The 20,627-nt window shown below is 58.8% G+C and carries 13 protein-coding genes; 9 read left to right on the forward strand and 4 right to left on the reverse strand.

What is annotated here, in order from left to right:
• Positions 1-62: 62 nt before the first annotated feature.
• Both H598_RS0102140 and H598_RS0102145 read left to right on the forward strand, forming a co-directional pair.
• Entirely contained in the window at positions 63-4,433 is a 4,371-nt protein-coding gene (locus H598_RS0102140) for an EAL domain-containing protein (RefSeq protein WP_028111539.1), read from the forward strand.
• 39 nt (positions 4,434-4,472) lie between these two features.
• Complete coding sequence (locus H598_RS0102145) at positions 4,473-6,674, forward strand: patatin-like phospholipase family protein (protein WP_156896899.1); 2,202 nt, start codon at positions 4,473-4,475, stop codon at positions 6,672-6,674.
• 44 nt (positions 6,675-6,718) lie between these two features.
• Here the strand turns inward: H598_RS0102145 and hxpB are convergent, their stop codons facing one another.
• Positions 6,719-7,366 (reverse strand): hexitol phosphatase HxpB, encoded by a 648-nt coding sequence (gene hxpB, locus H598_RS0102150; protein WP_028111541.1) that lies wholly within the window; start codon positions 7,364-7,366, stop codon positions 6,719-6,721.
• A gap of 143 nt (positions 7,367-7,509) precedes the next feature.
• Between hxpB and H598_RS0102155 the strand changes: the two genes are divergently transcribed.
• Positions 7,510-8,523: a DUF4382 domain-containing protein gene (locus tag H598_RS0102155; RefSeq protein ID WP_028111542.1), complete on the forward strand. Its 1,014-nt coding sequence runs from the start codon at positions 7,510-7,512 to the stop codon at positions 8,521-8,523.
• A gap of 287 nt (positions 8,524-8,810) precedes the next feature.
• Positions 8,811-11,408: a bifunctional aconitate hydratase 2/2-methylisocitrate dehydratase gene (gene acnB, locus H598_RS0102160; protein ID WP_028111543.1), complete on the forward strand. Its 2,598-nt coding sequence runs from the start codon at positions 8,811-8,813 to the stop codon at positions 11,406-11,408.
• Between the two features lie 88 nt (positions 11,409-11,496).
• On the opposite strand, the gene H598_RS0102165 is transcribed toward acnB, so the two are convergent.
• Positions 11,497-11,991: an Rsd/AlgQ family anti-sigma factor gene (locus H598_RS0102165; RefSeq protein ID WP_028111544.1), complete on the reverse strand. Its 495-nt coding sequence runs from the start codon at positions 11,989-11,991 to the stop codon at positions 11,497-11,499.
• A gap of 422 nt (positions 11,992-12,413) precedes the next feature.
• On the opposite strand from H598_RS0102165, the gene hemE reads away from it, so the two are divergent.
• The 3 genes from hemE (at position 12,414) to H598_RS0102180 (ending at position 15,630) form a co-directional block, all read left to right on the forward strand.
• Entirely contained in the window at positions 12,414-13,478 is a 1,065-nt protein-coding gene (gene hemE / locus H598_RS0102170; protein WP_028111545.1) for a uroporphyrinogen decarboxylase, read from the forward strand.
• A gap of 149 nt (positions 13,479-13,627) precedes the next feature.
• On the forward strand, positions 13,628-14,716 hold the full coding sequence (locus H598_RS0102175) for a PfkB family carbohydrate kinase (protein WP_028111546.1): 1,089 nt from the start codon (positions 13,628-13,630) through the stop codon (positions 14,714-14,716).
• On the forward strand, positions 14,716-15,630 hold the full coding sequence (locus H598_RS0102180; RefSeq protein WP_028111547.1) for a pseudouridine-5'-phosphate glycosidase: 915 nt from the start codon (positions 14,716-14,718) through the stop codon (positions 15,628-15,630). The genes H598_RS0102175 and H598_RS0102180 overlap by 1 nt, the downstream gene beginning before the upstream one ends.
• A 52-nt stretch (positions 15,631-15,682) precedes the next feature.
• On the opposite strand, the gene H598_RS0102185 is transcribed toward H598_RS0102180, so the two are convergent.
• Complete coding sequence (locus H598_RS0102185) at positions 15,683-16,267, reverse strand: uracil-DNA glycosylase family protein (RefSeq protein ID WP_035414956.1); 585 nt, start codon at positions 16,265-16,267, stop codon at positions 15,683-15,685.
• Between the two features lie 128 nt (positions 16,268-16,395).
• On the opposite strand from H598_RS0102185, the gene H598_RS23035 reads away from it, so the two are divergent.
• Together H598_RS23035 and H598_RS0102195 are read left to right on the forward strand one after the other, a co-directional pair.
• Positions 16,396-18,963 (forward strand): putative bifunctional diguanylate cyclase/phosphodiesterase, encoded by a 2,568-nt coding sequence (locus H598_RS23035; RefSeq protein WP_051252271.1) that lies wholly within the window; start codon positions 16,396-16,398, stop codon positions 18,961-18,963.
• A gap of 41 nt (positions 18,964-19,004) precedes the next feature.
• A complete protein-coding gene (locus H598_RS0102195; protein WP_028111549.1) occupies positions 19,005-19,799 on the forward strand; it encodes an SDR family oxidoreductase in 795 nt (264 codons plus the stop codon).
• 1 nt (position 19,800) lies between these two features.
• Here the strand turns inward: H598_RS0102195 and H598_RS25365 are convergent, their stop codons facing one another.
• Positions 19,801-20,487, reverse strand: a complete 687-nt coding sequence (locus tag H598_RS25365) for a CPBP family intramembrane glutamic endopeptidase (protein ID WP_028111550.1) — start codon at positions 20,485-20,487, stop codon at positions 19,801-19,803.
• Positions 20,488-20,627 lie beyond the last annotated feature (140 nt).

A 20,627-nucleotide genomic window follows, 5' to 3' on the forward strand; every position in this document is an offset into this window, starting at 1 on the left:
ATTTAAAGTAACGGCAGTAGAACAACAATAACAACTGGTGCCATGTGCGATTAGGTCGATTTTTGCTGTGGGTCCTGCTGCTACTTGGGCAGGGGAACCCGGCGTTTGCTTATTACAGTCGGGTGTTTGATCATAACTCCGGCCTGACGGTGAACTCCGTCAATGACCTCGCCATTGGAGCCGACGGCATGGTGTGGGTGGCGTCCCACGATGGCCTGTACCGCATTGCCAGTCACCGGGTTCGCCGTCTCGATCGCCAGCAGGAGCAGCGCCTGATCACCGACAACACCCTGACCCGGGTGCGGCGCATCGGCGACCACACCCTGTTTGTGGCCGGTGAGCACGATCTGTTCCTGTTCGATGTGCTTCACAACCGTGCTCAGCTTCTGGGACGGGACCGTTTTCCGCACTATGACCGCGCCGGAACCTTTGCGGTGACCTCCGCCCAGGATAATGTGCTGTGGTTCATCAATCTCAATGGTCAGCTGCACCGGCTGGACCTGGATCAATCCACCCTGACTCAACTGGCGGACATCGGTCCGCAGGCGCACCCGTTTCAGGCGTTGGTGCGTCACAACAATACCCTGGTCACTGCCACCAGAGAGCAGATTCTGACGTTTTCCATGGATGGCCGCTTGATGGAGCGGCGTCGCTGGGATCGCGGCCAGGGCAATCTCACCACCCTGTTTGTGGACCGCCAGCAGCGGCTGTGGGCGGCCTCGACCCGCGGCCTGTATCTGTATCGTCAGGGCCAGTTTGAACTGCTGGAAGCGGTAGGGCGCTCGGTGCGTGACATGGCTCAAGACAGCCAGGGCAACCTGTGGGTGCTGAGCACCGTCGGCCTGCACCGGGTGGAACCGGATACCCTGGCGGTCACCTCCATCGGTCGTGGTTCCAAGGTATTTGATGGCAACAGCAGCATGCATAAGCTGGTGATCGACGATCATGATCAGCTGTGGATTGCCACTCTCAACGATGGTCTTGTGGGCCTGTCTCAGCCGGAGTCGTTTCTGGTCGACCGGCTCAGCATGGACAGCAATCCGCCGCTGACCAATGACATGGTGTGGGGCTTCTGGGGGACGCCGCAGGCGTTGTACGTCAGCACCGAAGAGGGACTGGATCGAGTCAACCTGGAGAGCAGGGACAGTCAGCCCATGGTATTGGAGGGGCTGGACAGCCTCGACAGTGTGTTCTCCGTGGTAGCGATGTCGGACTCGGCACTGATGGTGGGCACCTCCAAGGGCCTATTCAAGTTGGATAAGGCCACTGGCGTCGCCCGCCGCTTTGCCGTGGGCAGCGACGGCCGTGAGGATCTCAGTAACCGGGTGATTCTGAGCCTGACCGAGGGCCCGGGCAGGGTGTGGATCGCCACCGACATGGGGTTGTATCGGTACCGCAGTCTGGATGACAGCGTCACCTTGGTAACGGCGGCGGACCAGCCGGTTATGGGGGTGCGCAATGTGCTGGATCTGGGCGATCAGGTGTGGCTGGGGGGCAAACGGCGTCTCGGGGTGTATGACCCCGAAAGCGGTGAGTACCAGTCGCGGATTCACTGGCTTCCGGACGGTGCAGATCAATACCATTTTGGTCCCATGGCGCAGATCGGCCCCGGTCGCTTCCTGATGGGCAGCTTTGGGGAAGGGGTGTACGAGATTGACGAGGCGACGCAAACCGGCACCTACCTCAACAAGGCGTGGCGGCTGAACTGCACCTCGCCCTATTTCATTGCTCCCATTGCCACTGGCGCCCTTATTGGTTGCCCTCAGATTCTGGCCCGTTACGACAGTGACAACGGCACCATCACCAGCGTCGGTGGCGAACGGGGGCTGATGGACACCGAACTCAACGAAGGCGGCGTCCATGTGATGGAGGACGGGACCGTGATGGTGGCCACCACCTCCGGGGCCTGGCGGGTGGATCCGCGACGGATTCTGGTTCGGGATGAGTCCTTTGCCATTCAACTGGAGTCCATCAAGGTTCAGTACGATGACGGTGTGGAGACCTACTTGATGCCGGAGTCACAGCCGGTGGAGATACGTCCCAATTTTGAGTTGGTGAGCATCGCCCTGGGCACCACCAACCTGTTGTCGGCCAAGCCGGTGAATCTGAGGTATCAACTGGCCTTTGACGGCCACCTCAGCAGCCTGACCGAACTCCAGGGGGAGAGCACCATCAGCCTGTCGCGTCTGCCAGCCGGGTCACATGAACTGTTGATCTACGCCGAGTTTGACGGCGTCTGGCAAGCCCAACCGCTGCGGCTGCCCTTCGTGGTCAAACAGTACTGGTGGCTACGCCAGGGGATGCAGTTGCTGTTTGTGACCGTCACCATGCTGCTGCTGTTCCTGACGGCGGTGAACTGGCGCAACCAGCTAAGGAGTCAGCGCCGAATCAACCAGGCGCTGCAGCACAGTCAGCATCGGCTGCAATTGGCGCTGCAAGGGGGCGGCTCAGACATCTGGGAGTGGGACGTCAAGAGCGACAGTTTTTACGTGGAAAACCGCCAGTCGGCCCTGTCTCACTCCGACCGGCCGATGCGGATCCCCAGGGTGGGGATGAGCCTGCATCAGCTGGATCGTGCTTTGGTGGTGGAGGCCTGGTTTGCCCTGCTCAAAGGGGATCAGGAAAGGATCAACATCGAATTCCGGGCGGTTAACCCCATCGGAGAGTGGCGCTGGTTGTGGGTCACCGGAACCGTGATTGAGCGGGATCCGGAAACTGGACAGGCGCTGCTGGTGGCCGGGGTCTACAGCGATAAGACTAAGGTGCGCAAGATGGCTCACCTGCACACCCTGTACGCCCATGCGGTAGAGAACACCACCGAAGGGATGCTGATTCTGGATGCCGATTACGTGGTGACGGCCCACAACGCCTCGGCGTTGTCGATTCTGGGCTATGATCATGCCGGCCTCGACGGTCTGAGCCTCAGCCAGCATATTCTGTGTGACGACACCGTGTTGGAGGAGCTGAGTCAAAGCCGTCGCTGGAGTGGCGAGGTTCGTTTGCGCCGGCAAAATGGCACCGATGTGTCGGTGTGGTTGAACCTGTCCTACATGTCTCTGGACAACGACGGTGACTATCAGGTGGTGCTGTTTTCCGACATCACCGAGCGTAAAAACCAGGAGCTGGAGTTGCAGAAGCTGGCTAACTTCGACCTGGTCACCGGCTTGCCGAATCGCAGCCAGTTTAATCAGATGATGGGCACCCTGATGGCTCAGGAACCGGATCAGCCGTTGGCGCTGTTGTTCCTGGACCTGGACCGCTTTAAGCACATCAACGACACCTTTGGTCATGGCACCGGCGATGCCCTGTTGGTGGAGGTGAGCCGGTTGCTGGCGGCGGTGGTGGGCAACAGTGGCACCGTGTGCCGCTTTGGCGGCGATGAGTTTGTGATTCTGATGCGGGGCTTCAACTACCGCCTGGAAGTGGAAGCCCTGGCCGAACGGGTGCTCAGTGCGTTGTCCGAGCCGATACAGGTGCAACAACAGGTGATGTATCAGTCCGCCAGCATCGGCATCGCCCTGTATCCGGAAGATGGCGGCCAGCCGGAGGAGTTGCTGAAGAACGCCGATCTGGCCATGTACCACGCCAAAGAGGAGGGCCGGGGCCGAGTCTGCTTCTATACTCGGGAGCGTGACGCCAAGGCCACCTACCAGTTGGAGATGGAAAACGAGTTGCGCCAGGCGCTGGAGCAGGATCGGCTTACCATCCATTACCAGCCGATGGTGGAGCTGAGCGATCGCAGCGTTTGCGGGGTGGAGGCGCTGATGCGCTGGAACCGCAGTGACGGTACCCCGGTGTCGCCGGATGTGTTTATCGAGCTGGCGGAATCCAGCGGTCTTATCATCCGTTTGGATCGCTGGATGCTGGAAAATGCCTGCAGAGAGTTTATGTCCTGGCCGGACAATCGCCGCCTAAAGCTGTCCATCAACGTCTCTGCCAGCCACTTCCGCCAGTACGACTACGTCGAGTTTATTCAGTCGATGCTGGAGCGCACGGGAATGCCCGCGTCGCAGTTGTGCCTGGAGATCACCGAAGGGGTGCTGATGCAGCAGATCAACCTGGCCCAGGCTCATCTGGTGGCGCTGCGGGAGTTGGGGATCTCGGTGGCCGTGGATGATTTTGGTACCGGCTATTCGTCGTTGTCCTATTTGAGTCAATTTGCGGTTAACAGCTTGAAAATTGACCGCTCTTTCATTCAGTCTATGCTGGAAAACAAAGCCAACCGAGCCATCACCTGCAGTATTCTGGATCTGGGACGCAACCTGGAGCTGGACGTGGTGGCCGAAGGGGTTGAGACCGATGAGCAGTTGGCGTTTCTGAAGCGCCAGGGCTGTCATCTGGTTCAGGGCTTCTATTTTGCCCGGCCCATGGCGGCTTCCGCTTGCTGCCAATGGTTGGCGGCGCGGGCGTCGGCTTCGCTGGTAACTGACTAACTTTCTCGGAGAGATACCTTGATCAGATTGTGTGTATGTTTGCTGTTGTTACCAATGATGACCTGGGCGGTGGAGCGGCCAACCGTGGGGGTGGTCCTGTCTGGTGGTGGTGCCAAAGGGGCGGCTCACGTGGGGGTACTGCGGGTTCTGGAGCAGAACAATGTGCCGGTGGATTACATCGCCGGTACCTCCATGGGCGCCTACGTCGCCGGCTTGTATGCCCTGGGCTACAGTGCCGATGAGATTGAGACGGTGTTGACCACCCTGGATTTCAACACCGGTTTCGACGACGACATTCCACGCCAGGATCTGTCCTACCGTCACAAGCAGCAGCAGGATGATTTTCCGCTGCCGTTGAAGATGGGTTATCGCGATGGGGAAGTGCGTTTCCCCAAAGGGGCGTTACAGGGGCAGACCATGCGGTCGCTGATTCGTCGCTCGGTGGGCAGCATTCCCGAACTCAACAGCTTTGATGACCTGCCGATACCGCTTCGAACCGTGGCAACGGATCTGGCGGATCGCAGCGAAGCGGTGCTGGACAGTGGCAATCTGGTGCTGGCGATGCAGGCCAGCATGACCGTTCCCGGTGCCCTGGCGCCCATCGAGCTCGATGGCCGCATGTTGGTGGACGGCGGCATGGCCAACAACCTGCCGGTGAACGTGGTCAAGGAGATGGGCGCCGACGTGGTGATTGCGGTGGACATCGGCACGCCATTGAAGGGCAAGGATGAGCTTAACTCGGTGTTCGACATTGTCGATCAACTGACCGGCTACCTGACCAACCTGACCCGGGATCAGCAGGTGGCGCTGCTGGAGGAGGGCGATCTGTTGCTGGTGCCGGAGATCGGTGAAGTGGGAACCAGTGACTTTGATCTGATGCCGGAGATGATTCCCCGGGGTGAGAAGGCCGCCAATGACCAGATCGAGGCGATTCGGGCGCTGGCGGTGTCCGATGCCGATTATCTGGCCTATGCGGCACAGAAGAAAGCGGTGCAGCGTTTTTGGCAGCGTAAGGGCTCTGGCGAGTTGGTGGCCATTGAGCTGGATAATGACTCCTGGGTCAGTGAAACCCAGATCCTCAACGCCTTGAAGGTGGAGCCAGGCCAGACACTGGAGCAGGATGACATTGAGAATGCCATCGCCCGAGTGTACGCCCTCAATGAGTTTGAGCGGGTGGACGCGCACATCGAAGAGCGCGCCGACGGCCGGGTGCTGGTGGTGGACACCGATGGCAAAAGCTGGGGCCCTCATCAGTTCGAGCTGGGGCTGAGGCTAGAAGACAACTTCGAAGACCCCACCAGCAGCAGTCTGGATCTGGCATTCACCATGAATAACCTCACTCGCTTCGGTGCCCAGTGGCGCAATGAGCTGAGCGTGGGCACCAATCGTCGCTTGCGCAGCGAGTTGTACCTGCCGTTGGAGACCAGTCAGCAGTGGTATCTTCGCAGTCAGTTCGAATATGAGCAGGAGGTGTGGGAGAGGGTGACACCGGTTCCGGAGTTTCCGTTTACCAACATCGAGCGCAGTCGCAATAATCTGCTGGTGGGAGCTGGCATCAACATCGGCATCAATGCCCAGTTCGAGTTGGCCTATCAGTTTGAGGGCGGGGACGTTCGCACTAACCACAGCCTCGACTTTTCCGACATTGGCGATTACACCTTCCACGGCGCCAAGGCGCGTTTGGGCTATGACTCTCTGGATCAGCCGATGTTTCCGACCCAGGGCAGTAAGTGGTTGGTGGAGGTGTCCCACCTGAATGAGCGTTCGGATCTCACCTTTGATGGCCAGCCCACCAACGAGGAGAGCTCGCTGGTGTACCACCTGGAGTGGACTGGTGCTACTCGCTGGGATCAGCACAGCATGTTTATGCGGACCGAGTTTGAGACCATCGACAGCGACGGCATCAGCTTCGTCCACTTTACCTCGCTGGGGGGATTCCTGAACCTGTCCGGCTTCTATCGAGACTCCTTGGTCGGCAGTCATAAAGCCTTTGCCGCCGGGGTGTATACCTATGATCTCAGTGAGGGCACCCTGGGAATTAAGTGGCCACTGTACCTCGGAGTGTCGGCAGAGGCGGGCAATGTCTGGCTGGAGCGGGACGATGCTGGCGTCGATGACCTGATCTATGCCAGCAGTCTGTTTGTCGGGGCCGAGACGGCTTTGGGGCCGGCAGCGCTGGCATGGGGCTGGGCCGACAGCGGTGATTCCAGCCTGTACCTGTTCCTGGGTAAGCAGTTTTGATCGGCGCCGTTGAAACCCGATTTAGGCGTCCCTAGGGCGCCTTGTTATTGCCAGTGACTGAGGTCGAACTCATTCAGGCTGCCTAACCGCTGATCGGCGATGACGTAGCGAGGATCGTTGCGGTGATCCCGATCCGGAATCGCCAGCACCTGCATGCGTGCGGCCTTGGCGGACAGCAAGCCGTTGAAGGAGTCTTCGATGGCCAGGCAGTCAGTGGCAGCCACGCCGATGGCCGCGGCGGCATCCAGGTACACCTGAGGGTGAGGTTTGCCCAAAGGCAGTTGCTCGGCGGAGCAGGTGGCCTGAAAATAATCGCGAATGCCCAGTTTATCCAGGGTGGCATCCATCAGAATTGCCGGCGACGAGGTGGCGACTGCCAGTGGCAGCCCGGCTTGCCGCAGTTGGGTCAGGGCGGGGATTACCCCAGCCATGGGCTGGCCCTGGGCACGAATCACCGCCACCATGGCGTCCAGAATCTCGGCCTCTACCTGCTTGACGCTGGCGTTGTCCCAGGGGTGACGGCTGTACCAATACTGAACCACGTGATCGATTCTCAGCCCCTGGGTTTTCAGGGTGTCCGCCAGGGTAATGGGCACGCCATATTTGGGAAAGACTGCCATTTCAGCCTGTTGCCAGAAGGGTTCGGAGTCCACCAGCACTCCGTCCATGTCGAAGATGACCGCTTTGATCATAACTGCTCCTGTTGTGCCTGGCTAAAGCGGTTGCCTTTGCCTGCGATGAGGGTAGACTCCGATGAATTTGGTTCATCCCCGGTCTTTCGTAAATGAGCCTAAACTCAATGGGGTAGCTTAGCCTAATAGCAGAGGATGTCTCTATGACCCAATCGCCTTTTCTACTCTCTCTCGGTGCCGCAGTGCTACTTTCGGGTTGCGGTGGCAGCAGTGGTTCCTCCACCCCTCAGACTGGCCAGTTTTCGCTGGCGGTGTCGGATGCACCGGTGGATGACGCCAGTGAGGTGGTGCTCTACTTCAATGAAGTGGTGCTGGTGCCGGAAGAGGGTGGTGAACCGACCCTGATCGATCTGAGTGAGGGGGGGCCGGATCGAATCGATCTTAAGCAGTACACCGGCAGCGACCGTGCGCCTATTGTGACCAATGAAACCCTGGCGGTGGGTAACTACACCATGTGTCTGTACGCCCTTGACGGTGATGGCAGTACCGATCTGTCTTACGTGGACAGCGACAGCCAGGGCATCGTGTCATTGAAAGTAAACAGCAAAGGCAGTTGTCAGGGGGTTAAGGGCAACACCGATGAGGCCGGACGAATCTTCTTTAATCGTCCGTTTACCATCAATACCGGCAACAATAACTTTGTCGCCGAGTTTGATCTGCGCCAGGCTCTGGTGGATCCGGTGGGGCAACCGGGCATGTTTATTAAGCCCACCGCAGTGCAACTGATCAACCTGGCGGGGGTGGGCAACATCGCCGGTACCCTGACCGAGACGCAGAGACTGGCCTGTGAGGCCGATACCGCATCATTGCTGGGCGTATCCGAGTTCCAGCATGCGGCTTACCTGTATCAGGGCAGTCGCGATCGAACCACCATGGGTGACATCATCGGTGATGCCAGTTACCCCGATGGCAGTGTGCTGGTGGAGCCGGTGGCAACCGCCGACATCAGTTTCGACGAGACCAGCCAGAGCCATCGCTACGAGTTTGGTTTTGTCGGAGAGGGTGATTACAGCATCGGCTATACCTGTGTGGCCAACAACGATCTGGCCGACAGCCACGAAACCGATGCCGAAGATTTCATCATCTACCAGCATTACACCCCGGTCAGCGTTGAAGCGGACCAAACCACCACTCAGGATCTGGCCCCGATTCTGTGATCCGACACCGGCGGGGTTCGCAAGGATCCCGCCGAGCCTCACCGTCTTACACTTTAGTCCAAAAAAACGCCGGTTTAGGCCGGTTGCAATTTAAACTTCCGTTTTAATTCAGATATACTGCCTCTAGCTCGAAAAGGTGTGGCATTCATCACAAAATGGAACCAATATGCCACACACAACCGGAGGTCCTTGACTAGCCGCATTCGCCGCTATCGGAGTCATACCCGGAATCTATAACAGGACGAGCAGCTTCGTCGTAAGCCTGCCAGTAAAAGAGGATTTTTGCCGTGCTAGAAGCCTACCGTGAACACGTTGCCGAACGCGCAAACCAAGGTATCGCCCCTAAGCCACTGGATGCGGAACAGACCGCAGCCCTGGTGGAACTGTTTAAGAACCCCCCTCAGGGCGAGGAGGCGTTCCTGATTGATCTGCTGGAGAACCGCATTCCACCTGGGGTGGATGAAGCGGCCTACGTAAAAGCCAGCTTCCTGACCGCCGTTCTGACCGGTGAAGTCAGCAGCCCGCTCATCAGCCGTGAGCGCGCCACCGAACTGCTGGGCACCATGCAGGGCGGTTACAACATCGAGCCACTGATTGCCGCCCTGGATGACGCCGAGTTGGCGCCGCTGGCGGTGAAGGCGTTGTCCCACACCCTGCTGATGTTTGACTCCTTCCACGATGTGGTGGAGAAGATGAACGCTGGTAACGACGCCGCCCGTCAGGTGGTGCAGTCCTGGGCCGACGCCGAGTGGTTCCTGTCCAAGCCTGCGCTGGCGGAGAAGATCACCCTGACCGTGTTTAAGGTCAGCGGCGAAACCAATACCGATGACCTGTCGCCGGCACCGGATGCCTGGTCTCGTCCGGACATTCCACTGCACGCCCTGGCGATGCTGAAAAATGCCCGTGACGGCATCACTCCGGACAAACCCGGTGAAGTGGGGCCGATCACCACCATCGAGTCACTGAAGGCGAAAGGCCATCCGGTGGCGTACGTCGGTGACGTCGTGGGCACCGGCTCCTCTCGAAAGTCCGCCACCAACTCGGTGTTGTGGTTCATGGGCGATGACATCCCCAACGTGCCCAACAAGCGTGCCGGAGGCTTCTGCCTCGGCGGTAAGATTGCGCCGATCTTCTTCAATACCATGGAAGACGCCGGTGCGCTGCCGGTGGAGCTGGACGTCAGCCAGATGAACATGGGCGATGTGGTTGAGATCTACCCCTATGAAGGAGTGGCCAAGAACGCCGACACCGGTGCAGAGTTGTGCCGGTTTGAACTCAAGACCGACGTGCTGCTGGACGAAGTCCGCGCTGGCGGCCGTATTCCGCTGATCATCGGTCGCGGCCTGACCGATCGTGCTCGTGAGGCCTTGAGCCTGGGCAGCAGCGACGTATTCCGCCGTCCCGCCGACGTGGCCGAAAGTGGCAAAGGTTACACCCTGGCGCAGAAGATGGTGGGTAAGGCCTGTGGCGTTACCGGTGTGCGTCCCGGCCAGTACTGTGAGCCGAAGATGACCACCGTGGGATCTCAGGATACCACCGGTCCCATGACCCGGGATGAGCTGAAAGACTTGGCCTGCCTCGGCTTCTCTGCCGATCTGACCATGCAGTCGTTCTGTCATACTGCCGCCTACCCCAAGCCGGTGGATGTGACCACCCACGCGACCCTGCCGGACTTCATCATGAACCGTGGCGGCGTGTCCCTGCGTCCCGGTGACGGTGTGATTCACTCCTGGCTGAACCGAATGCTGCTGCCGGACACGGTTGGTACTGGTGGCGACTCCCACACCCGCTTCCCGCTGGGGATCTCCTTCCCGGCCGGTTCCGGACTGGTGGCCTTCGCAGCCGCGACCGGTGTGATGCCTCTGGACATGCCGGAGTCGGTGTTGGTGCGCTTCAAGGGCGAGATGAAGCCAGGCATTACCCTGCGCGATCTGGTGCACGCCATCCCTTATTACGCCATTCAGCAAGGCCTGCTGACCGTAGAGAAGCAGGGCAAGAAGAACATCTTCTCCGGCCGGGTGCTGGAGATTGAGGGCCTGAATGACCTCACCGTCGAGCAGGCGTTTGAGCTGTCCGATGCGTCCGCCGAGCGCTCTGCCGCCGGTTGTACCATCAAGTTGTCTGAAGACTCCATTGCCGAGTACCTGAACTCCAACATCGTGATGCTGAAGTGGATGATTGCTGAAGGTTACGGTGACCGCCGGACCATTGAGCGCCGCATCCAGGCGATGGAGAAGTGGCTGGCGAACCCTGAGCTGATGCAGGCGGACGCCGACGCCGAATACGCCGAAGTGATCGAGATCGATCTGGCGGAGATCAACGAGCCGATCCTGTGTGCGCCGAACGATCCGGATGACGCCCGTCTGTTGTCCGAGGTGCAGGGTGAAACCATCGATGAGGTGTTCATCGGTTCCTGCATGACCAACATCGGTCATTTCCGCGCCGCCGGTAAGTTGCTGGACAAGTTCAAAGGCAGCCTGCCGACCCGCCTGTGGGTGGCGCCGCCGACCAAGATGGATCAGCAGCAGCTGGTGGATGAGGGTTACTACGGCATCTATGGCCGTGTCGGCGCCCGCACCGAACTGCCCGGCTGTTCCCTGTGCATGGGTAACCAGGCCCGGGTCGCGGAAGGTGCCTCGGTGGTGTCCACTTCCACCCGTAACTTCCCCAACCGTCTGGGCACCGGTGCCAATGTGTTCCTGGCGTCGGCGGAGCTGGCGGCGGTGGCGTCCATTCTGGGTAAGCTGCCGACCGTGGCGGAGTATCTTGAGTATGCCAAAGAGATCGACGCTCAGGCGGCCGATACCTACCGTTACCTGAACTTCCACAAGATGGAGCAGTACACCAAGCCAGCCGGTGAGGTGATCATTCAGGCTGCGGTCTGACTGAGCGGGGGCAATGGGCCCCCTTAAACAAAAAGCCCTGCAACAGCAGGGCTTTTTTGATCAGGGCTGAAGGACCATGGTGCCGGCCTCAGGGGTTGGTCTGCAGCTCGGCAGTGACCTTCTTGTGCAGCGTATCCAGCAGCTGGTCTTCATAGGCAAAGCGCTCTTCCATCGCCTGGCCGAGCCGGGACAGCTCCTCATCCAGCTCCAGCATGCGCTCATCCTCAGACGTCAGCTTGGAACCGAATTTATCGTTGAAATCCAGGGCTACGTCGGTACTTCTGGCGATCTGCGGTACCAGGCAACTGGCGGCCTGACGACGGTCATCGCTGTGTTTTTCACACTCGGATACCACCCGATCGTAGACTTCGAAATGGCCCTCGGACACGTAGTCCACCAGCATGTTGCAGAAGCTGTGTACCCCTTCTGGTTCAGGCAGGGAACTGTCTTTGTTGTCATAAGGGGGCAGGTTTGCCAGTTTGAAGTAGTGGATCAGCAGCGTACGGCGATTATGGAGCCATTGATCGATGAGCTTGTTCTTGCCGCCCCATTCGTCTTCAGCGCGTTGCAGTCTGGTGAGCATGGCCTATCCCTCTTGTTCTTCAATCCCGTTGATTCAAATTTAAGTAATTGAACGCATGTTTATCAATGTTTTTTTGCGGAATGAGACAGATTCATCACTTTAGAGGAAGAACAAAAAGCGGATATTGGTGGGATTGAGGACATAAAAAACCCCACAGCAAAGCTATGGGGTCCAAGATATGGTCTTTCAGGGCTCGCTTATCACGAGCTTCTGCGTTATTTGCTAGCGCGCTAATTTTATACCAAAGCCAGATTGCCGACGCAATACCTTGTTACGAATAAGTTCCCATTGAATTTGAGTCACAGTTCAAATTTTTTGCCATTAATTTTGAGAAATCGCTCACGCGGACAGGCCCATAATCCGTGCTCATGATGCTACAATACCGGCACTTTTATAACGCTTGCGTGTTAGGGATGAGCGAAATGTCCGAGTTGAAAAACGATCGTTATCTGCGTGCGCTTCTGCGCCAGCCCGTTGATAAAACCCCAGTATGGATGATGCGCCAGGCAGGCCGTTATCTGCCAGAGTACCGCGCCACCCGTGCCGAAGCCGGTGACTTCATGTCCCTGTGCCGCAACGCCGAACTGGCCTGTGAAGTGACTCTGCAACCACTGCGCCGTTACCCTCTGGATGCCGCCATCCTGTTCTCCGATATCCTGACCGTTCCCGATGCCATGGGTCTGGGTCTGTACTTCGAACAGGGTGAAGGGCCTCGCTTCCAGACCCTGTGCGACAGCAAAGCAGTTATCGAAAAGCTGCCGGTACCGGATCCTGAAGGGGAATTGAAGTACGTGATGGACGCGGTTCGCACCATCCGTCGTGAACTGAAAGGCGAAGTACCGCTGATCGGTTTCTCCGGCAGCCCGTGGACTCTGGCCACTTACATGGTTGAAGGCGGTAGCTCTAAAGACTTCGCCAAGATCAAGAAGATGGCCTTTGCTGAGCCGGCCACACTGCATATGTTGCTGGACAAGCTGGCCGACTCGGTCATCCTGTACCTGAACGCCCAGATCAAAGCCGGTGCCCAGGCGGTACAGATCTTCGATACCTGGGGCGGTGCCCTGTCTGGCCCGGCCTACCGCGAGTTCTCCCTGCACTACATGCACAAGATTGTCGACGGCCTGATCCGTGAACACGATGGTCGTAAGGTGCCGGTTGTGTTGTTCACCAAGGGCGGTGGTCAGTGGCTGGAAGACATCGCGGCCACCGGCTGTGATGCTGTGGGTTGTGACTGGACCGTAGACATGAAGTCAGCCCGTGAGCGGGTTGGCAACCAGGTGGCCCTGCAGGGCAACATGGATCCGTCCTGGTTGTATGCGCCAGCGGATAAGATTCGTGGCGAAGTCAGCCGTATCCTGGAAGAGTTTGGTCCTCACAACGGCCACGTCTTCAACCTGGGCCACGGTATTCACCAGCACGTGGATCCAGAAAACGCCGGTGCCTTCATTCGCGCCGTGCACGAGCTGTCCGAACCTTACCATAAGTAAGCGTTTGCCAAGACAGTCGAAGCCCAGCCATCGTGCTGGGCTTTTTTGTGCCTGTTTCACAGGCTGTTGCAAAAAGCCAAAAAGGACTTTATTTATCGGTTGAGATGATCAATGATGCAAACAGATGTTTGTATAGCGGACAAAAGTTTATGACCGATCGGGAACAACAGATTCTGGCCATTCTTCGTCAGGACCCCATGATTCCACAGCAGGATCTGGCGGATCGCCTTGGCATCAGCCGCAGCGCGGTTGCCGGACACATCATGAACCTGACCCGTAAGGGCGAAATTCAGGGGAAGGGTTACATCCTGGCCCCGGAGCGCTACGCGGTGGTGATTGGCGGCGCCAATATGGATCTCTGCGGCCGGGCAGACAACCCGCTGGTGAGCGGTGACTCCAACCCGGGTCAGCTGACCTGCAGCGCCGGCGGTGTGGGTCGCAACATCGCCGATAACCTGGGGCGCCTCGGCAGCCGGGTTCAGTTTATCGGTGCCCTCGGCGATGACAGTTGGGGCGAACAGCTCAAGCAGGCGTGCCGGGAAGCCGGCGTGGGCGTGGATCACAGCCTTACCGTTGGCGGTGCTACCACCTGCAGCTATCTGTCCATTCATGACCCGGATGGTGAGATGCAGCTGGCACTGAACGACATGTCGCTGATCGAGAGCCTCAATGCCGATCAACTGGCCAAACGGGAAGGGGTACTGAATCGCGCCTCGGCCCTGGTGGTGGATGCCAATCTCGGCGCCAGCGCCCTGGATTACCTGTTTCACTGCCATGGTGATAAGCCGATACTGGTGGATCCGGTGTCGACGGTGAAAGCTTCTCGGCTGGCGCCCTACCTGTCAAAAATTCACACCCTTAAGCCCAACCGCCTGGAAGCGGAGCTGTTGTCCGGCCAACCGCTGAAGCGGCTGGAAGATCTGCCGAACGTGGCTCGGGCGCTGCACGAGCAAGGGGTCACCCGGTTGCTGATCAGCCTCGGCAGCGAGGGCGCTTACTCCAGCTGTGAGAACGGCAGTCGCCTGATCCCGGCATCGGCCACCCAGGTCAACAACGTCACCGGCGCCGGTGATGCCCTGATGGCGGGACTGGCCCACGGACACCTGAATCAATGGCAATGGGACCGCAGTGTCGACTTTGCCCTCGGAGCCGCCCGCCTGGCGCTGGCTGCCGAAAAAACCATCAACTCAACCATGTCAGAGCAGTCGGTCACCCGCCTGCTAGAGGAAGCAAAATGATGTTAGAGCAATATCTGGATATTCAACCTGAAGTGGCTGCGGCCCTGGCCAATAACCAAGCTGTCGTCGCTCTGGAATCGACCATTATTTCTCACGGCATGCCTTATCCCCGCAACGTGGATACCGCGCTGGAAGTGGAGCAGGCGATCCGTGATCAGGGCGCGGTTCCGGCCACCATCGCCATCATCGAAGGCCGCCTCAAGGTGGGTCTGGATGAAGCTCAGATCCGTCATCTGGGTCAAGCCGGCCAGGCCGTTGCCAAGGTCAGCCGTCGTGACATTCCATTCGTTGTTGCGGCGAAAAAAGACGGTGCCACCACCGTGGCGGCGACCATGATTCTGGCTGCCATGGCGGGCATCAAGGTGTTTGCTACCGGTGGTATCGGCGGCGTACACCGCGGTGCGCAGGAGACATTCGACATCTCCGCCGACCTGCAGGAGTTGGCGCACACCGATGTGGCCGTGGTCTGTGCCGGTGCCAAGTCAATTCTGGACCTGGGCCTGACCCGTGAATACCTGGAAACTCAGGGGGTTCCGGTTGTGGGCTACCAGACCGACAGCCTGCCGGCGTTCTACACCCGCGAAAGCGAGCACAGCATCGATTACCGCCTGGATACGCCGGAGCAGATCGCATCGGCGCTGAAAGCCAAGTGGGCCTTGGGCCTCAATGGTGGCGTGGTGGTGACCAATCCGATTCCTGAGCAGTACGCCATGGCGCCGGAGCTGATCACCGAAGCCATTGAAACTGCGCTGAAAGAAGCGGAAGAGCAGGGCATCGCCGGTAAGGCGTCCACCCCGTTCCTGTTGGCGCGAGTGTGCGAACTGACCGGTGGCAACAGCCTCGATTCCAACATCCAGCTGGTGCTGAACAACGCCCGCCTGGGTGCGCAGATTGCGGCGTCTTACTGCAAGTAAGCCCGATCGTCGGGGCGGCGTTCGCCGCCCCGTTCTCTCTTCCCTTCAAACGTCAGTCGTGCTGAGCCAATGCGGCTCTGACCCGATGTTGTAACTCCGGTACCACCTCCTGCTCAAACCAGGGATTGCGTCTCAGCCACAGGTTGTTGCGCGGCGAAGGGTGAGGCAGCGGCAGACGTCCCTGATCCAGATGATCACGCCATTGGCGCACGTTGTCGGTCAGCGAGCGGAACTGTTCGAGGTAATGGCGCTGAGCGTATTGCCCCACCAGCAGAGTCAGCCGAACTTGTGGCAGTCGCTGCAGCACTTGGCGGTGCCATTGCGGCGCGCAGCGCGGATCCGGTGGGTTGTCACCGCTTTTGCCCCGGCCGGGGTAGCAAAATCCCATGGGGACGATGGCCACATCGCCAGGATGGTAGAACTGCTCCGGAGTCAGATTCAGCCATTGCCGCAACCGCTGGCCGCTGGGATCGTCCCAGGGAATGCCGCTGTGATGCACTTTCAGGCCCGGCGCCTGGCCGATGATCAGCAGCCGGGCGCTGCCGGAGAACTGCACCACCGGCCGTGGACCCAGTGGCAGTTGCGCCTGACACAGGCGACAGTCTCGAATCTCATTGACCAGAGGGTCATCGCTCAACCGTATCGGAACAGTGTGTGGAGTATCAGAAAACATATTGAATTTGCATTTCCCATTTAAAAGGAAACCGAATTTCGGTAACTTGGGTGGCATTCGAGATTCACAGCGGGCAATGCACCACTGCGTCAATGAGCATTACCAAGCGCTTCATACTACAACTCGGTGCCATCGCCTTGCCGATCCTCATCTTTATCGGCAGCTCGCTCTACTGGCAACTGGAAAGCGGATTGTCGTCGATGACGACGGATCTGCACAGTCGCACCCTCGCCAATGTCGTCAACGAGTTGGAATCGGATCTGCGGGATCAGATTCAGAACATCAACGACGTGGCCCTGGCTCAGCAACCCTTGCAAAACCAACTGCTGTCACAGCAACGTCAGCTGGGACGAGTGCTGCTGGTGATGAACCATCACGGTGAACTCAGGTTGCTGTTACCTGAGAATAGCCGACCCAATGGCATTGAGCAGAGCACACTGGAACGCTTTCAGTCGATATTCACCGTCGGCAGTTTCCAGTTTGAACGCAGTGGGGTGATGCCGGTTGCCCATCAATTTTATAGCGTCAGTGTGATTCCAGTACAAAATAAATTGTGGCGCGGTATGGCCCTGGTACAGGAATTGACCCCGGCCAAGCTCAAGGCGCTCGGCAATGCCAGTGAGCTGATTGGCAGCATCAGTGTTATGCCGGAGTCGCAGTTGGGACGCACCATCAGCATTCCCATCGCCACGTTTTCCGGAGAGCCGTTACGGTTGTCGGCGACCTTCCATCACTGGCAGGCGATGCAGAAGAACCAGCTGTTGCTGTCGTTGATGACGATGTTTGTCCTCGCCATTGTGCTGATGTTGGCGGTGATGGTGTTCCACCTGTGGCGGCAGCTGATCGCACCGGCCCAGGAGTTGTCGACCCTGCTCAAGCAGCATCAGGCCAATAAGGATTGGCACCGGCCGGTGGTGATGAAAGGCTCCGGTGCCACCAAGGGGCTGAGCCGGCTGATCAACAGCTTGACCATGGAGATTGCCAACAGCCACCTGTTTTATCACACCGCCCTCAATGCGGTGTCCGATGCCGCCATCATGGTGGACCGTCATGGGCGGGTGACTCAACTCAGCCCGGTGGCGGAGCTGCTGCTGGGCCTGAAGACGGACCAGGTCCGGCACAAGCAGTTGGCGGACATCATGCCCGGTAACTCCGGGGCTCAACTCGACGCCATGCTGGTGGCCCTGCTCAATGGCAGCCAGGTTCACGAAGAGGGGCGGGTGCAGCTGGCCAAGGCGCAGTTGGCCAAGATGGTGGATTTCAGCATCACTCGCGTCGATGACCGCAGCGGCAGTTGCCTCGGGGCGGTGGTGACCCTCAAAGACATCACTCGCTCGGAGCTGCTGAAACGAGAGCTGAAGCGCAAGGCCCAGTATGACGTGGTCACCGGCCTGTTTAACCGCCAGAGCTTCGATCAGCACCTGGCACAGCTTGAAAGTGACGACGGTCAGCACGCGATCTGCTACATGGATCTGGCCCGCTTTAAACTGATCAACGACAGCTGTGGCCACGAAGCCGGCGATCGCATGCTCAAGGACGTGTCCGATGCCATGCAGCGTTGCCTGCGCAAGAGCGACTTCCTGGCTCGCATCGGCGGCGATGAGTTCGCCCTGATCCTGACCAACACCACGGCACTGGAAGCGGCCCGTCAGCTGAAGATCCTGATGGACAAGGTGCGCGGCATTACCCTGTACTGGGATTCTGGCAGCTACACCGTCGGCCTGCATATCGGTGTGGCGTTCCACCGTGGCGAAGACAGCAGCCCCCGGGAGGTGTTCAAGGACGCCGAGCTGGCCTGCCAGGCGGCGAAGAGCAAGGGTGACAGCCAGATTCACTTCTTCGATTCCCTGGATCAGGATCTGGCACATCAGCGTAATGCCCCAGCCTGGGCAATGAAGATCAACGAGGCGATTCTCAACGACAACCTGGTGCTGTTCTTCCAGCCCATCGAGGCGATCTCCCATAAGACCCACAAGCGGCGGATGGAGATTCTGCTGCGGATTCGGGAGGAGAACGGCAGCATTCTGGCGCCGGCGCAGTTCATCGCCGCGGCCGAGCGCTTTAACCTGATGCCGACCGTGGATCGGGCGGTGGTGCGAAAAGCCTTTGAGTGGCTGGCCCGTCACCCCGAACTGTGGGATACCCAGGTGATGTCGGTGAACCTGTCCGGCACCAGCCTCTCCAGCGATGGTCTGGTGGATTACATCGACGAGCTGGTGAAAAGCCTCAATATTCCGACCCATTGCATCTGTTTTGAGGTGACCGAAACCGCCGCCATCTCCAACGAGAGTCGGGCGCTGGACATTCTGCATGCCCTGCGTCGCCGTGGCTTCGCGTTTGCTTTGGATGACTTCGGTTCCGGCTTTGCCTCCTACGGCTACCTGCGCCAGTTGCCGGTGGATTACGTTAAGATCGACGGCTGTTTCGTGCGTAACCTGGCCACCAACGCCAAGGACTACGCCATCGTCAAATCGATTCATGATGTGTGCCGGGTCATCGGCATCGAGACCGTGGCCGAGTTCGTCGAGGACCAGGATACCCTGGATCAGCTCAATGCCATCGGCGTTAACTACGCTCAGGGCTATGGCATCGGTCGTCCAAAAGACCTGGAAACCTACCAACCGGATCTGCCTCCCCCAGAGGAGGCGATTCAGGCCTGAGTCCGGCAGGAAGCCGGGGCCTTAACCACAAGGAGAGTGTGATGCACGCGGTAAAAGACAAGGTGGTGATTGTCACCGGTGCCTCCGAAGGGATCGGCCGGGCGCTGGCGATGCAGTTGTCTGCCGCCGGGGCCAGGTTGATGCTGGCGGCCCGCAACCAGCAGCGGCTGCAGGCGCTGGCCGAGCAACTGCCCGGCGAGGCCGAGGTGTGTCCCTGTGACGTGGCGCAGCCGCAGCAGTGCCAGCAACTGGTGGCGCAGACCCTGGCGCACTTTGGCCGCCTCGACATCCTGGTCAATAACGCCGGTATCACCATGTGGAGTCGCTTCGATGACAGCGACGACCTGGAGGTGTTTGAACGGCTGATGCGGGTGAATTACCTGGGGGCGGTCTACCTGACACACGCCGCCTTGCCAGCCCTGAAACAAAGCCGAGGCAGTGTGGTGGCGGTGGCCTCCCTGGCCGGCCTGACCGGGGTTCCTTGTCGCAGTGGCTACGCCGCTTCCAAGCACGCCATGGTGGGTTTTTTCGATTCACTGCGCATTGAGCTGAAGGATCAAGGGGTGGACGTGACCGTGATCTGTCCCGACTTTGTGGTGTCACAGATTCACAAGCGGGCCATCGGCGCCGACGGCCAGCCTCTGGGGCAGTCGCCGATGCAGGAGTCGAAAATCATGACCGCCGAGCAGTGCGCCCAGTTGTGCCTGACCGCCATTGGCAACCGCGATCGCCTGCTGATCACCTCGCTGCGGGGCAAGCTGGGGCGCTGGCTACGGCTGCTGGCCCCGGGGCTGATCGACCGCATTGCCGACCGGGCGATTCGACAGCGGCATTAATCTAGCTCCCCACCTCTATGGCAAGTGCGGCAAAGGCCAAACCGTTGTTAAGTGAGTGAAGCCCGATAGGCACCCAAAGTGAGCCGGTTTTATGCCGACTCCAGCCTAGAATCAGCCCAAACAGAAAGAGGTGGAACATTCCCACAATGGTGTATTGGCTATGTACCAAGGCCCAGGTCGCGGAGGTGAGCGATATGCTCAGCCAGGGGCGTTGCCATTGCTGCTGCAAGGCTTGCCAGAGGAATTGACGGTAAAATAACTCCTCAGCCAGAGGGGCGAGGATAACGAGGCCCAGAAACACCAACAATACATGGACATTGATTGTATGTTGCTCCATCCATTGGAGATCTTCCGTTGCTATGGGTAGCAGGAGCAGGCTTGCTCTAAGAAGAACCACATAACCTAGCAGTGAGCCGCAGAACTTAAGGCTGACTTTGGGAGTTATCAAAGCTGCTGCAGCAAGCCAGTTGGAGTAGTAGCGTCGAAAGACGGACAGAAGCACTGTAATCCAAATTAGCTGTGCCGCGATGTTGGCGACGTAAGTCGCTAGGGTGATGCCAGTAAAATGAACGGTGGCGGCGCTTAGAATAGCAATCAGTATCGTGCAGAAAACCCATACGCCAAAGACATAGTACAGCGGCAACTTAAATTCGGAGTTTGACATCTCTTGGCTAATGGCCTGGTTCACCTGTTACTTCCTTGAGTGACCTTAGCCGCCCAGTATCCATACACCTGCGCATGGGAGCAATGCTGAGAGGAATCCCCATATTGTGAGTGGTTAAAAGTTAACCGTCGCCAGTTCCCTCATCCTCTGCTACAATCCGCGCC

Source organism: Ferrimonas kyonanensis DSM 18153 (assembly GCF_000425405.1).
GTDB lineage: Bacteria > Pseudomonadota > Gammaproteobacteria > Enterobacterales > Shewanellaceae > Ferrimonas > Ferrimonas kyonanensis.